Raw genomic sequence first — 15,338 nt, forward strand, 5'->3', positions numbered from 1 at the left:
TGTAAGATCGCCAACATTATTAAGCTAGCCGAGTATACATCTAAAAAACTTAATAACCCATGGGATTTTAATAAAAAAACATTGCCAGAAGATTTTGAGGTTGTAAAACAGTATTGGGAGACATCCATGTTTTGGTGTGCAGAGTATCAATACGAAACGTTATATGAGGGTTATCCTTTATCACCGCCTGGGCCGCCACCTCGTGAGGATATGAATTGGTTTTGTAGCGATGATTTGCGATTTGGTGTGTGGATTTTGCAATGGGAAGATCCTGAGAGTTCAGGTAGAGCTGTTCCATATCGCAGAAGTACGCTTATTCAACAGAAACCTGTCCCGTACTATCCGCCGCTGTTTGTGAAAAGTGCAGATGAACGGAAATGGTTAACTTGGATTGTCGACCAATATGGCTTTGGGAGATATGGAAGAGTACTTGAAGACGGATATATATGGATGCCGCAATAGTTGAAAGAAGGAGATGATTTTCTTGCTAGACAAGCTGTTTTATCATTTTGCAGAAGGTATTGTGAGGGCAGGACCAGATTGGGCGATAATAGGCATGTTTGCTTTTATATGCACAGCTGGACTCGTTGTCTACGCTGCATTACAAGTTTGGCGGTTATTAGAAGCGCTTTTGGCTTTCATTATAATTGGATTTGTCACCTTTTGGCCATGTGCGATGTTTCCATCGGTTTTGGAATATGGATATTTAAAATTTTCTTTGATTACGCCTTGGTATATCGAACATGTACCAAGTATGTTCCGATTTCCTACGCTTTGGCTTTTTGCTATCGGTATGCCGGTTGTATGCAGGTTGGTTATAGTGTTGTTAATTGATGGGTTGAGGGGTAATCCATTAGTTACTAGAAAACGTTTTGGATCTTCATAGTAAAGTATTGCATTAGCTAGTAACCTATTTTATAGGGATTTCTAATTATAAATGAGGGATTAAAATGTATGATATAAAAATAGTTTCTAAGCGGGTAGAGAAGGAGATCAAGCAACTGGGGGAAGAGGAAAAAGAACAATTTATAAAAGTCATTAAATTATTACGAGAAAATCCCTGCCCTTTGCATTTTGATTGCATGGCTGTAAACCGGTGTACGTCAATTAAACGTTTAAAAGCTAAGAGATTAAGAGTATTCTATCTTATTGATGAAAAAAATCGAACTGTCAGAATTGGTAAAGTGGGGCATAGAGAGTCACACTCTTATGGAGTGGATATAAAATCCTGGTTTAAATAAAATGATGCCAAGAGTTATAATGTTTTGCAGAAAGGTTGCGGTAGGATGCAACAAAGGAAATGAAAGAAGTTTCAAAAGTGGTTTTCAGGACTCAAAATGAGATAATGGAAATAAGAAGAGCTAAGAGAAGGAAACTTTTGAATGACCTTGAAAATAAACTAAATGAATTAGAATCTAAGCAAAATTGTTCGCAGAACGAACTCAATTAGTAGAGGTTCTTTTTGTAACTTAAATGCCACTCTCGAGGGGTATACAGACGATTCAGGAGTCGTAGCATCGGATAAGCAATTTTCGATAAAAGATAATCCTAAATGATATTTCGAGATGGCAGCCTTTGATACTTCAACATTAAGCTCCATGTCATATCCTTTTCATGAATTATATGCAGAACTATCATATTACATAAAATGCAAATTAACACTTCATCTCTATACTTTAAATTCAACAAATAAGAATCAATTCCCCAAGCCCCCGTGTAGTGGCTGCACTAAAACTAATTCAAGGTTGATTTTTTAATAAAGGTAATGTATTCACCAAGTTTACTTGCTTTCATATCTACAAGCCACCCAGCACTAGTCCAAGATATCATTTGTGTATGTCCGCTGCTTTCATGATTATCCCACCATATTTTTCTTTTGTGGGCTGACAGAGGCAATTCTTTCTTAGGGCTTCTACATTTTATTAATTCATTTAACTTCACGTAAGTGTATGTTACAGATTCACCCTTATATTTTCTTAATTCATCTCTTATCGGATCGTACATACTAGTCATTTGAATTCCTCCTGACAATAAAGTTTGAATAAATCATATCATGTGTAAGGGAATTCTATCTAGTAATTGGAACTATGTGTTCAAACTATGTGATTCAGTATATATGCAACCATTGTTTGATTGATAATGTTTAAACACTTGTGTTTTACTGGAAAATTTGCTAAGTGCTGCATGAACTTTTCTATGATATTATATGGCAAAATGTAGGTGGAGGTAAGAGGATGGCTCAGATAAAAAGCTTTAGAAAAATAACTCGTAAAATTCAGTCTCAAGTAGTAATTGATGCTACATACAGTATAGCTTCGATCTCAGGAAATAAATTATTTCAAATCAATACTTGGGGTTCTGAGGATAGAAAAATAAAAGGCCAAGCGAGCCAGACAATTCAATTCAATGAAGAGTCTGCAAGAGAACTTGTGCGCATTTTACAAGATGAATACGGTATATAAATAATAATTTTATTCCAAATTTAACAGTCCAGAAATGGGCTGTTTTTTATTTTTTGCTCCAGTTGGGGGAATATTGAAATACCCTTTTTTAAATCGTACCTATGATTGTTAAGGCTGCGATGATAATAATAATTAAAGCTACGGTCGTTTTCGGTGTCACATAAATCCATTGAAATTCCCCCCTGTTTATTCAAATTACAAAAGAATACGCAGAGGGTAGGTGAATACTTCCAATTTTAAGTGGATTTTCGACAAAATAATTGTGAAATTATTTGACGCTAAAAAATTGACATGATGATTTAATGAATCTCTCACCAGTAGTACTTAAAACAATCTCGTCATCATGCGATTTTATGATTACATTTGAGCCAATGTTTTCGGATTGTAAGAATATATTGATTGGCTGTGAGAATGTCATATAACGTTGAAAATCAGAGTGTAGTTTTAATTGTTTAGGCATAAAATCTCCTTCAGGGAAAGTAAGGGTAATATATAGAAAGAAGGACTAGCGCCTTACGGCAACTAGCCAGTCTAAGTGTTTCGTTATCCTTTTAAGGGTTCAAAGTAGAGTCTACATATCAAGCCAAAACTCTTTCATTAATTTCCCTACCTTTTTCATGAATTCCTTACTTTCGTAAGTTTATCCAAGACAACCGCCTCCTTTCCTTGTAAAACAGGAAGTTCTGACTGCGTTGGGGTGGTGCGATCAATTACTACGGTGATTACTACATTAAAAATAATAATAGATTTGGAATAATATGTAAATATACCGTAATCTAAATTCGGATTTGTTGGCACAGTGGGGGTATATTTACATCGGTAAAATGGTTCAATGAATTATAATACCAAATATAGAAATACATAGTATACATATTAATCTATGGTAGAGCTTGGGGAATTGGCTTGGTAATTGCTTCATATACTTCAAATGGTTTGTAATTTACATTATGTGTTGGTGCACACAGTATAGCCTCCTATCATCTATGTTAGATAGGAGGCTATACTTATTTAAGAGTTGTGGAATAACATTTTTTTTGTTAACACTTGAGAATAGAAGACTCCTCCAGTGTTTTATCTTTGGGTCTTTTCAACTAAATAAAGTAGATAGTTATCTAAATCAGTTAATTGGTTCAACTCATGTTCCATCGTACTTAAGCCAAACTCTAGGAAGCGATGAATATAATCGTCAATATCTTTGTCATCAATGGAGTGACCTAGCCGTTGAATGATTAAATGCTTGTACATTTGATAATCATCATCTTTAGCAATAACACCGTCTCCTACAGTAAATTTACTATTAGGTCCTGTGATTTCAGGAGGTTCTCCTACTGATTCGCTGAGCCCCTTTGCTAATGCCAACTTTAGAGCCCCTGGTCGATCTTCCTGTAATCCTAACTCGATCATTACTCTATCTAGAATCTCCAAACTAGCTACTGTTAATGTTATTTTGCGGTTAGCCATGTATGCCTCCGTTATTTGAAAGAGAAGTAACCTTCTTTGATTGAAGTCGACTTTTCTATTGGATCATATACTAATTGATAACTTCTTACTAAATAGTTTTGTACTTGTTGGTGGTATTCTTGTGTAATCTCAGTATCCGTAGATAGAATAATGACTTGATCACTTAATAAATTAAAATAATTACGAATAATATGGCCACGATGTATGCTGTCTAATCTACCTAATGGAGTATCAATCACGAAAGGTAGTTTGAGCCCAGCTGTTTTTGTTAATGCCCAAATAAAAGAAAGAGCAATGATTTGTTTCTCTCCAGCGGAGCGATCAGAAAGTTTTACTTCTGCCCCGCGATCATTATAGATTCTTACAACGAAGTCATTTTCGTTAAATTCAATATCTTGAAAGTCTTGTTCTTTTTGAACGAGTCTCCCTAAAATATTTTTAAATTCATATTTAATTTTTTGTGCTTTTAATGTGGTAACTTCTTCTACGAATTTGTGGGCCACTTCTTTTAAGTTGGAAAGTAATTCATATTGTGCTTGAATTTCTGTTTGTTCGCCAGATGTTTTTTCAGTATGCGTATATTGTGTTCGAAGTTTTTCAATTTCTTGGTTACATTTCATAATCGTCATCTTTGCAGATTTTAAGCGAGCCTTCTTTTCCCCGAGGGTATTATTAAGCTGATTTATTTTTTGATCTTCGTCAGTTGTATCAACAGGATCTGGGGCATTCTCTAATTGTTCATTACTTTGTTTGAGAAGTTTTTCATAATTTAATTTTTGGTCTAACAGTGTGCGGATATTTTGATTAATTGAAGATGGCAGTGATAGTAGCATCTGTCTAACGCCTGGTGCAATATCATGAATAATATCCCTGTGTTCAATTTTCTTACGCTTTATGTTATTTAACTCAGCCCAAATTGCTTTTCCTTCATTTACGATTTGGTTAATTTGTTCGTTCGTCAATGGAGGGGTAATTTGAGCAGTTGTTATTTTATTCATAAAAGTATCATATTGAACGAATTGAGTAGCAGCCTGATTTTGCTGCTGAACGTAGTCACGTTCTTCTTGCAAAGTAATTTGCATTTTTTTAATTAGTGGTGCCAATAAATACTTGATTAAACCTGTTTTGGCAAATCGATTCAGCTGATTATTTACATCATCGAGTTTATGCTGATATTCAGTGATACGCTTATGAATTTGAATACTCGTTTCCGTATTATTAGCCATCTTCTGGCGACGTTGCTGGCTAAGGGTAATATGTTCAGCTTCCATTTGTTTAACTTCGCTGTCTAATGTTCTAGCGACTGATTGTGCACGTTCTAATTTTTCTTTATATTCTTCGATTTCTTGTAATAAGTCGGATAATTTTCGGGTTGTTTGCTTTGTAGATAATTTTCGTTCTAGAGAACTTTGAATTTGTGTAAGATCACCAACTAATTCTTTATAAACCTCGATTGAGACAATCCGCTGGATCGATTGCTTCATTGCTTTGTGGTCTTGTTTCTCGACAAGATTTTGAATTTTCTCACCGTCGAAAATAAAGAACTGAGCGACTTCGTGAGGAATTCTTCTATTAATAAAATCAAAGTATTCTTCATTTGTCATATTCGTTTCTTGAACTTCTTCGGGGTTACCATTACTAATGAACACTTTTCTATTTTCAATTAGCAAAGTCTTTCGAGCATCAAAGACCCAAGTAACGTTAACTGTAACATGCTCATTTTCATTTTCGTTTTCATTCTGAAAAGACAGAGATACAGAGCACTCAGTCCCTCCCTCATCAAAATAACGATCGTTAATTGCTCCAGAAAAAGTTAGACTATACTCGCTATCCAATTTGCCTTGGCTTCCAAACAGAGCATAGTAAATCGCATTTAGTACAGTCGTTTTGCCGCGGCCATTTAGTCCCCCAATTAATATTAAGTTCTTTTTCTGTGCTGAAGAATCATTAGAGGGAACATCAAGGTTGAGAACTTGTTTTCCGTAATAAATTTTATAGTTTTTTAGTTCGAGTCTGGTTAACTTCATTTGTTATCACCTGCTTTGGGCCTAGACCAGAGTTCAATATGTTTTTCAATTTCGTTACGCAGCTCATTCTTCTTAGATGCCGATTTATAACTGTATTCTTTCTTTAAATAAATTAAGATTCGAAGGTGGTCGGGATTAACTTTATACTTATCGCAAAGCTCAAGTAATAATTCTTCTTCATCAAAGCCGAGTCGATTCATGTCGTGCATATCTCCTTTAATTACATTTACTTCATATGGGAAAATATCAATTTTAATACACTCCAAATATAGTATAATAGTAACATATTTGAAGGAAAAGGCGATGGAAGATATGAGGAAAATTTACTATACACCCAATTCAGAAGATGTCGAAGAATTCTTTTTTCAACATATGCTTAAAAAACTCAGCGAAAAACCGAATTATAAAGTATTGTATCTGACTCCAACTATGTTCTTATTCAGACGAAGGGCAAATAGATTCAGTTTTTTATTCAAGAAGCATTATCGAAAAATGGGGAAATCTGATTATAATGAGCAGGTTGAACAGTGGCTTCAAATTTCTGAGTTTAATCATTGGACGAAACATCTTGTATATGAAATGAAAAAGGTAAAGCCTTTATCTCGAGCCGAGTCTCACATTCTTATTAAGAGAGCAATCGAGAATGTTATGCCTAATCGTCTAGACTGGCTAGCAGCATCAGGGGACCTTTTAGATTTAATGCTAGAATTGGATACAACTATGTTGTCTTATGATGAACTAGAGAACATAAGTAATTTCGAGGATTGGAAAACGATCATTGCTATATATGGAGAGTACCAACATTTAACTAAACAAACAGGACAAATAAGCTTTGGCCAATGTGTATTAGGGCTTTTAACGCATGATGAGATCTTAAATCAGTATGATGAAGTTATATTTGACGGGCCGTTCCTTTTCTTTAGGCCAATTCATGAAACCTTGATGAAACGCTTTGAGTATCAACAAAAAAACATTACATTTATCGTGCCTTACCATAGGGATTCGAAAGGATTGGCGAACCCGGCTTTTGAGGTGATAAAGAAGTCGTATTCAGTTTACGCACCTTATGACCAGTGGAAGTTCATTGGTAAACAATTCGTTTCGGACTCAACAGACCTTGAGCAACTAAGGATGGCTATGTTCACGGATCGTTCCATCGATAATCTTGGTTCGTTTTCAATACATAGTCATAGTACCATTGAACAGGAAATTAGACAGGTGATACTACATTCAAAAGCCCTTATGGAAAGAGGGGAAGCTACGTACAAAAGTATCATCATTGTTACACCCGATGCAATGACACTTCGTCCGCTTGTAAGAGAAATAGCCGAGCAAGAACGACTAGAAGTTGAGGTATCGGAGAGATCGCTATTGGGACTCTCTGCCGGAGAGTTCATCCAATTGATATATAAGATCAACTGGGACGACAGGAGATTGGAAGCGTCATCATATTTGGATCTATCGATGTTTAGACGAATATTAGATTCAGGTTGGTTTCCACAAGCCAAGCAGACTATTGAAAATTTCCAAGCGGTAGAAGATGTCTTTTTTAAATCTATTAGGTCGCTGGACGAATGGCTTGAACAGTTAAAAATCTTGAGTGAAATAAAAAAGATGCTTAATGGATCGGATCTTGACTATCACCCACTTCATGCCGTTCAAGAAGAATCATTGCTGACTTGGGTGACTATTCTCACTGAGATCGAACTTATTCAGAAAAACTTAAATGGTGAGAAGCAAGAGAGCATTCATGACCATGTGCTTAAATTACTTAGTGAGTTGGATGATTTAGGAGAGAAGTTTGGGTTTGCATCCGAGGAAACAGGTCATGAAATCATTTCACGCATTAAAGCTTTTAGTGAGAGCACGATCAGCCAAAATCGCTTGCCTATTAATTCGCAAGAGTTTAGTCAATTGATCGGCCAATTATTTGTAGAAGAACTAAATGCTACAGAAGATGAGGCACAAGTCGAGAAGATTAAACCAGAGATCCTTGTCACCGGCATAGAGAATATAGCATTTTTAGACTATAAATACGTGTTTATGATTCAATTTACACAGGATCGAGTGCCAGCTATCCCCCAATCGAAGTGGCCTTTGCATCATGATCTAGAATGGCGTTTTATATCTGCAACAACAAGTTTGAAATTAAATTCGGTTAGTGAATGGGAACAATTAATAGCAGAGCGTGAAAAATATTATTTTTATTTATCGTTCTACGTCCCGAAAGTGGAAATGCAACTCTCCTTTCCAAGAACACAGTCGGGAGAACGTGTTTATCCATCCCATTATTTATTTGATATTGGAAGAGCTTATAAAATAAATGATCAACAAACCGTAAGTGATGTTCAGCATCTAATGAATCATTTGGTTACCTGTGGAATAGGTACTGTTCATAAATATGGATATGGACAACAAGTTCAGCAGGATTTCCATAAAGATGAGAGATTAATTCAAAGTTCGCAGCTTATTAAGAAACAAGCAGTTCTTTCAACGTATACAATTGAAGACCTTGCAGTTTATCGACTTTGTCCTACACGTTTTTATTATAGTAAGCTAGCTCCAGAAAAAAATGTCTATTCCAATAGATTTCAACTTGGGAGATATATAGCAGCAGTTCTTACTCAGAGAGTGCTTAAAACATTGTTTTTAAAGCTGAGTGGAGAAGTCATGTCGGAAGATACCGAACGAATGAATAGGCGAAATTATATATTATTGCAAATATTACCAGAGATTATGAATAAAGAAGTTACAGATCTTGCTTTCATGTTTCCAGTTGAGTCGGAAGTTTGGCAAAATGGACTCTTTTATGCAGATCGGTTTGTAAAGAATATCATTAAAATTGTTTTTAATGAGAACTATGCCAAAGCTGTTGCAAATAAAGGAGCGCCCACTTTAAAAGTCTCGTTTGAGGTTGTGCCAAAGGTGGAATTACACCATGTGAGCACATCTAAAGCCTCGTATCTAATTACTGGAGTTGCCGATCTACATGCTAAGTTTGGAAGCAGAATTCGAGCATTACCTATAACACATTATCCTCATTTACTTGGAATTAGTAGTTATGAGAATGAGAATGATGGAGAAGAATTCTCGAACTGGTTTTATTCGTTTAGAGCTACATTTTTCGGTAATCCATCTGAGAAAAAGATCCAGAATGAAATCTATTCTATCATTTCGATGATGGAGGAAGATGAGCATCCTAAAAGAGAGGGAGCTCATTGCTCGTACTGTCCATTTCAATTAAGTTGTCAAAAGAATAACAATACGTTGAATGAGTTAGATCAACAGGAGGTTGCTGAAGCAAATGCTGACGAATGAACAAAAGATCGCAGTTGAGTCCACGGAGCATAGAATTTTAATTCGGGCAGGTGCTGGGACAGGAAAGACTGAGGTTTTAACACGTAGGATATTACATTTGTTAGAGCACAATCCTAATGTAACTCTTCGAAACTTTGCGATAATAACATTTACAAATAAAGCAACTGAGAATGTAAAAGATCGCCTGAAGAGGCATCTATATAGTCAATGGCTCCATACAACCGACATTGAATTAAAAATGCGTTTAAGAGCAGAGTTAGAATCTTTAAATTTGGTGAAAATATCGACGATTCATCAATTTTGTAGGGCAATTCTTGATTATGCCGGACCGAGTGAAATTGAAGCTTCGGTCTATTATTCTCCTTCTTATAAGGTGAATGATAGCACACTATTGCAAGCTGCAGACAATGTGATGCAGAGATGGTTACAGCAAGAAGACGATTCGAAAAAGAAAGTATTGATTGGTCTATGGCCTGCTCACGAGCTTCGTGGATTTTTAATAGAGGCTTATCAACTCATTAAGAATAAAGGTCTCATCTTGGAACAAGTTCTAGAACAAACTCGGTTTACGATGTTATTAAAAGAAGATGGCAACACGGCTATCATAAAAGAGTGTTACATTTTTTTATTAAAGGAGCTTAAAGAAGAGGAGGCGAAGCTTCGCTTACAGTCGCTTAGTACAGATGGCTTACTAGAGTACGCATCAAAATTACTAAAACAAAATCCACGGCTCGTAGAGCGAATGCAAGACACCTATAAGTACCTATTTGTGGATGAATTTCAGGATACTTCAGCTTTTCAAACGGATATCCTTCGGATGATTTGTGATGGTGGGGAAGCTCCATCTTCATTGTTCGTAGTCGGTGATTTAAAACAATCCATTTATCAATTTCGTGGAGCAGATATAAACTCTTATAAATCAGTAGAAGATTGGATTGAAAAGACGGGTACTGTATTGACTTTGAGAACGAACTTTAGGTCAACAAAACCTCTTGTTAACTTTGTGAATACTACGTTTCGGGGCTTTCAAAATGATGAAAAGCTGCCGCTATTTGAAGCCGAAGACCTCAATTCTAACGCACAAGAAGATCTCCCGATGGAGGACACAATACATTACGTATTAGCAGAAGGAGCACCAGTTGAAGAAAAAGTAGCGCAATTAATACATAATGAGGTATCCAAAGGAGCCTCTTATGGTGATTTTGCAGTTTTGTTTCGAACAAATCGAAATATGGAGCTTTTTTATCGTCACTTACAAAAAAGTAGAATACCAGCACAGTTAAATGGGGCTGGCAATTTGTTTAAGTGTCGGGAAGTTAAGGACATGTTTAGAATTGTTAACTGGTTAGTAACACCTCAAGATATCATCAAGAAGCAAGAAGCACTAAGCACGAAGATCATCAATAGAAATTTAGAACTATTAATTAGTTTAGAAAAACATATGTCCCGTCTATTGGCTGTATATACAGCTGCCCAGGTGATCGAAGAAGTATTGAAGGTCACTGATGCTCGTAAGATGTATATAGATGAGGTCGACGAGCAGGCTGTAGCGAATCTATATCGTTTGAAAGAAATCACGCGAGGGCTAAGTAAAAATGAAAATATTCAACTAGTAGACTTTGTAAAATGGTTATCCATCCAATTATTAACTAATAAAGATGAAAAACAAGCGGAAATTATAGATAACCAAAAGGACATGGTAAGCCTTATAACGATACATAAGGCAAAGGGACTTGAGTTTCCAAATGTGATTTTAGTGGATTTAGACAGAAATTTAGATAGTATACCACTTTCACCAAACTTCTTACACTACGCTCAATCAGGTATAGAATATCAGTTAAGATATAGTGGCCCTTTTAATATGATTACTTCGGCGCATTATCCCGATGCAATAAAAATATATAAAGAGCAGTATCTTGCGGAAGAAGCTCGAGTTCTTTATGTTGCAATGACGCGTGCTGAGAAGAAGTTGTATTTTATGGTTAATGAGACAGTACCCAAAAAGAGAATCTGTTATCAAAAGTGGGTTTGGAATTCAGAATTAATTCCAAACCCACCTAAATCAAGTCATGGATCAGCAGAAACACCAGTCGGTAAGGGAGACTTGGGATCAATAGCAGATAATTCAGGAGCGGGACAAGACGAGGGGAAATGGCGTCATCAAATAGAGGCGGTAAACGCGTTCCTCGCGGCTAAGAATGGAATATTGGAGATGGCTACTGGGACTGGAAAAACAAAAACCGCGATCAAAATCATTAATATATTACTAGAGCAAAAGGAAATAAACTCAGTTGTCGTAACGGTGGATGGCACTGATTTATTGGATCAATGGTATAAACAACTAGTAAGTGATACAAAACTTACTCTATATCAGCAATATGACAAACATAAAAGAATCGCACCCTTCTCATTAATGCCAGAAAGATCAGTTCTAATAGTATCAAGAAATCAGCTTGCAGATTTCTTCTCTTACTTTGATAGTAAATTCTTTAATAATGCTTTGATTGTATGTGATGAAGTGCATGGTATGGGAGCAGAAACAAAAGTAAAGAAGCTCAAAGGGCAATTATCAAGATTTAAATATCGCTTAGGACTAAGCGCCACGCCAGAGCGCGAATACGATGATGAAGGCAACGCATTTATTTTAAATGAAATAGGACCAGTTATATATAAATTTGCTATTGAAGACGCAATACGTCGGGGAATTCTCTGCGAATTTGATTATCTTCCTTTGGAATTTGAATTGACGGATGAGGACCGTGTAGCGCGGAAAAAGGTAATTGCGGCACATTATGCAGCAAAACGGGATGGGAAACCGGCAAGCTTAAATGATTTATATACTAAATTAGCGCTTGTTAAGAAAGAGTCGCTGGGGAAAATTCCAATTTTCCAAGAGTTTATCCTCAAAAATAAACATTTATTAAAGAGAAGCATCATTTTTGTTGAAACCATTAATTTCGGCCAAAAGATACAAGAAATCATTCTCCCTATAATTTCAAATTACCACACATATTTTGGGGATGATGAACGCATTAATTTAGAGAGATTTGGAAAAGGAGAAATCGACTGTCTAATTGCAGCAAAACGTATTTCTGAGGGGATCGATATTCAATCAGTCGAAAACATTATCCTATTAACTGCAGATCGGGCGAAGCTGCAGACTATTCAGAGAATTGGCCGCAGTTTAAGGATAAACCCAAAAGATCCTAATAAAAGAGCAACGGTTTTAGATTTTGTTGAGAAAATAGTTGAGCAGGAAGAACATAGCGAGCTAACTTCAGATCAAGAACGAAATTTATGGTTAACAGAAATCGCCCAAATAAGGAGAGAAGGAATATGATTCATAAGGAAATAGAAGCAGCTATAGATGAAGTTATTGATAATCTCCCTGAAAGTGAAGTTTTCAAAACGAGATTTCGTAAATTGATAGAAAATGCTCTTTCGAAAACACAAGAACGTTCGTTTCGAGATGATGATTTACGGGAAATTTTAGACCTTTCGTTCGATGAGGATGAATTTGACTTTGAAGATGAAGAAGGGAATGAAGAAAATGCAGGTTAAGATCCTTGGTTGGTCATACAAAGGAATTAGGGGTGTTAATAATCTTGATGTTTCACTTGAAACATCACAGAATAGTCCATATCAAACCTCATTGATCATGATGCCAAATGGTACGGGGAAGACAACCACAATAACATTAATGAGGGCAATATTTGATGGCACGGCAACTGGGTGGAAAATGAAGGAAATTAAAGAATTTCGTCCAAATAGTAGTGTATCCGAGGGTTTATTCACAGCAAGAATTTTATTAGACCATTCTCCTTATCATATTACTATTAAATTGGATTATGTCCGTGGAGCGGCCTCATATATGACCTCAAGAACTGGGACACAGGGGGGATTGAATATCGGGCATGATCTGCCAACTTATATTAAAGATGTATTTTCCCCTGAATTTGTGAAAAGGTTTGTTTTCGATGGAGAGTTGGCAAATAGCATTCTAAGTAGTGAGAAGGGCGAGGCTGAGGAAGCAATTCGGTTCCTCTATCATATCAATAGGCTCAGTGATGTGAAAAATAGTATTGACCGAATTGTGACAGAAGAGCAGCGTAAAAATGAAAAAAGTAAGACAAGAACTGAACAAGGTCTGAATTATATTCGGAATCAAATTTCCGCGAAAAAAGCACAGCGCAGCATTCTACTTAAACGAATCGGTTTACTAGATGATGAAAAAAGTGACTTATCCATAAAAATAAAAGGAATTGGTTCGTTGTTAAGTTCGGCCAGAAAGAAAGATACTGGACTTGAAAAAATGATAAAAGAGCAAGAAAAAAAGCAAATTGAAAATACGCTTAAGTTAAAAGAAGCTACCTCTAAATTTCTGGATGAATTTAGGAATCCGAATTTAATTAATCCACAAATTGCAGAACGCTTAGCTTCATTATCTGGAAAAATGCAGCATCTTAAGCTACCTTCTACAATGTCACGCCAATTCTTTGAAGAACTGGCTGATAAAGATGCATGTGTGTGTGGGCGCTCTATTGGAAATCATGAAAAACAATATATTATCGATAACGCTAAAGAATATTTAGCGGAAGATCAAATTGGAGTTATTAATTCCATTAAATCGTCAGTCAAGAACCGTTTTTATAGTGAAACTGCAACAGCAATCAAAGACGGGGTTCAAGAGCTTCTACACCTAAAATATAGATTAGCAGGAGACTTGGAAAGGTTATTGCAGCAACGTAGAGAAGATGCCGATGAAGATGAACAGAAACTACTTGATGAGCAATCTCAATTACAACAGCAATATAATATGGTAAACAATGAATTGGAGTTGTTAACAACAAAGGAACGAGTCAAGTTATTAATGGTTTCTGAAGATAATAATTTATATCTTGTAGAAGAAAGTTTGACAGAATTAGAAAATAAATATAAAGAAGCAACTAAAACAGTACAACTTGCACAAAATGCTGAAAAGATTAAGTCCTATATTGGTTATATCGAAGCCGAAGCACTAAAGAATTTAAAAGAAATGATTAAAACGGAGACTAATTCAAAACTTTCGAAGATAATCAAATCCGAGCCAATTATTGTGGAGCAAATTGATCGACATTTAATTCTGCAGGGTAAAACAGGTACAAGTGTGGGACAATCTCTAGCGATCGCTTATTCCTATCTGGGATCTTTATTTCATTCTTCGTCTCACGAGTTACCTTTCTTCGTTGATTCCCCCGCGGGAGCATTGGATCTTGGAGTTAGGAGAGAGGTATCTAAAATATTACCTGATCTATTTGAGCAACTAATAATATTCATAACTTCAGGAGAACGTGAAGGCTTTGCAGAGCATTTTTATAAAATTAATGATGTTCAATTTCTGACTATTCATAAGACTGCTGCTCCGAACGCTAAATGTGAAGCAGGAATCGAATATTTTAAGACATTCCAGGAACTTACGTCTATCGGAGGTGAAGAATAATGAGTTTCAAAATGCTAAAGGAAGCAGAACGATATTATGACATGGTAGATGGTCGAGGAGATCAAGGAGCAAAATACAAGGTGAAATTTGATTTTTACTATTTGTGTTTAATGGCGGGATTCCATTTCCGTGAATTGGGGAGCGAGTCCCAAAATCAAGAGATAAAGAAAACCGCCTACTTCGTCGATTATTATCCTGAAGCTTACCGAGACAAAATAGATCTAATTGTTGGGCTTTTGATTGATGCAGAAATGGAACGTAAAGCGATAACCTCTACCGACAAAAAAGGAATAGAATTGCTTATGGTGAGTCTCATTGATCATTTGTCTGTAACAAAATTAAGTTCAAAGGGCCACGAATTCCTAAATGATTATGCAGTCGGTGGGTATAATCGGATTAAAGATGCAATCCCAGCAACGTCAGAACTTGAAGTGTTTATGATTATGTATAGTAAGTTGCTTAATAATTCTGCATAAGCGAGGCCACTCTTATTGGATTACAATATTTTGAAGTGCTTCCTATTGATTAGATATTTAAGGTTAATTGATGAAAATTCTAAATGGGAATTTACTCGTTAGCTAAATTAGGCTA

Annotated in this window: 13 protein-coding genes; 9 read left to right on the forward strand and 4 right to left on the reverse strand. The window is 36.0% G+C overall.

Annotation, left to right across the window (positions count from 1 at the left end; translation table 11 throughout):
- Window positions 1–126: 126 nt before the first annotated feature.
- The 3 genes from MJB10_RS02915 (at window position 127) to MJB10_RS02925 (ending at window position 1,241) form a co-directional block, all read left to right on the forward strand.
- Window positions 127–462, forward strand: coding sequence for a hypothetical protein (locus tag MJB10_RS02915; protein WP_314801598.1), 336 nt, complete (start codon window positions 127–129; stop codon window positions 460–462).
- Window positions 463–484: 22 nt separating this feature from the next.
- Window positions 485–886, forward strand: a complete 402-nt coding sequence (locus MJB10_RS02920; RefSeq protein WP_314801600.1) for a hypothetical protein — start codon at window positions 485–487, stop codon at window positions 884–886.
- A 64-nt stretch (window positions 887–950) separates the two neighbouring features.
- Complete coding sequence (locus tag MJB10_RS02925) at window positions 951–1,241, forward strand: type II toxin-antitoxin system RelE family toxin (protein ID WP_314801602.1); 291 nt, start codon at window positions 951–953, stop codon at window positions 1,239–1,241.
- A 493-nt stretch (window positions 1,242–1,734) separates the two neighbouring features.
- Here MJB10_RS02925 and MJB10_RS02930 read toward each other — a convergent pair whose 3' ends face one another.
- Window positions 1,735–2,013 carry a DUF7662 domain-containing protein gene (locus MJB10_RS02930; protein ID WP_314801603.1) on the reverse strand — a complete coding sequence of 93 codons (279 nt, stop codon included), beginning with the start codon at window positions 2,011–2,013 and terminating at the stop codon, window positions 1,735–1,737.
- A 221-nt stretch (window positions 2,014–2,234) separates the two neighbouring features.
- Here MJB10_RS02930 and MJB10_RS02935 point away from each other — a divergent pair, with 221 nt between their 5' ends.
- Entirely contained in the window at window positions 2,235–2,462 is a 228-nt protein-coding gene (locus MJB10_RS02935) for a hypothetical protein (RefSeq protein WP_314801605.1), read from the forward strand.
- Between the two features lie 1,071 nt (window positions 2,463–3,533).
- On the opposite strand, the gene MJB10_RS02940 is transcribed toward MJB10_RS02935, so the two are convergent.
- The 3 genes from MJB10_RS02940 to MJB10_RS02950 are packed head-to-tail and all read right to left on the reverse strand — an operon-like array spanning window position 3,534 to window position 6,150.
- Entirely contained in the window at window positions 3,534–3,923 is a 390-nt protein-coding gene (locus tag MJB10_RS02940; RefSeq protein WP_314801607.1) for a hypothetical protein, read from the reverse strand.
- An 11-nt stretch (window positions 3,924–3,934) separates the two neighbouring features.
- Window positions 3,935–5,950 (reverse strand): DNA sulfur modification protein DndD, encoded by a 2,016-nt coding sequence (gene dndD, locus MJB10_RS02945; RefSeq protein WP_314801610.1) that lies wholly within the window; start codon window positions 5,948–5,950, stop codon window positions 3,935–3,937.
- On the reverse strand, window positions 5,947–6,150 hold the full coding sequence (locus MJB10_RS02950; RefSeq protein ID WP_314801612.1) for a DNA modification system-associated small protein: 204 nt from the start codon (window positions 6,148–6,150) through the stop codon (window positions 5,947–5,949). Before MJB10_RS02950 ends, dndD begins: the two co-directional genes overlap by 4 nt.
- A gap of 103 nt (window positions 6,151–6,253) precedes the next feature.
- Here MJB10_RS02950 and MJB10_RS02955 point away from each other — a divergent pair, with 103 nt between their 5' ends.
- Genes MJB10_RS02955 through MJB10_RS02975 form a run of 5 tightly spaced genes read left to right on the forward strand, consistent with a single transcriptional unit; the run spans window position 6,254 to window position 15,223 of the window.
- Window positions 6,254–9,268 carry a PD-(D/E)XK nuclease family protein gene (locus MJB10_RS02955; RefSeq protein ID WP_314801614.1) on the forward strand — a complete coding sequence of 1,005 codons (3,015 nt, stop codon included), beginning with the start codon at window positions 6,254–6,256 and terminating at the stop codon, window positions 9,266–9,268.
- On the forward strand, window positions 9,255–12,608 hold the full coding sequence (locus MJB10_RS02960; protein ID WP_314801616.1) for a UvrD-helicase domain-containing protein: 3,354 nt from the start codon (window positions 9,255–9,257) through the stop codon (window positions 12,606–12,608). The genes MJB10_RS02955 and MJB10_RS02960 overlap by 14 nt, the downstream gene beginning before the upstream one ends.
- Window positions 12,605–12,829, forward strand: coding sequence for a hypothetical protein (locus MJB10_RS02965; protein WP_314801618.1), 225 nt, complete (start codon window positions 12,605–12,607; stop codon window positions 12,827–12,829). Before MJB10_RS02960 ends, MJB10_RS02965 begins: the two co-directional genes overlap by 4 nt.
- Window positions 12,810–14,747 (forward strand): hypothetical protein, encoded by a 1,938-nt coding sequence (locus MJB10_RS02970; RefSeq protein ID WP_314801620.1) that lies wholly within the window; start codon window positions 12,810–12,812, stop codon window positions 14,745–14,747. The genes MJB10_RS02965 and MJB10_RS02970 overlap by 20 nt, the downstream gene beginning before the upstream one ends.
- On the forward strand, window positions 14,747–15,223 hold the full coding sequence (locus MJB10_RS02975; RefSeq protein WP_314801621.1) for a hypothetical protein: 477 nt from the start codon (window positions 14,747–14,749) through the stop codon (window positions 15,221–15,223). Before MJB10_RS02970 ends, MJB10_RS02975 begins: the two co-directional genes overlap by 1 nt.
- Window positions 15,224–15,338: the final 115 nt, after the last annotated feature.

The organism is Paenibacillus sp. MBLB1832 (assembly GCF_032271945.1).
Classification (GTDB): domain Bacteria; phylum Bacillota; class Bacilli; order Paenibacillales; family NBRC-103111; genus Paenibacillus_E; species Paenibacillus_E roseopurpureus.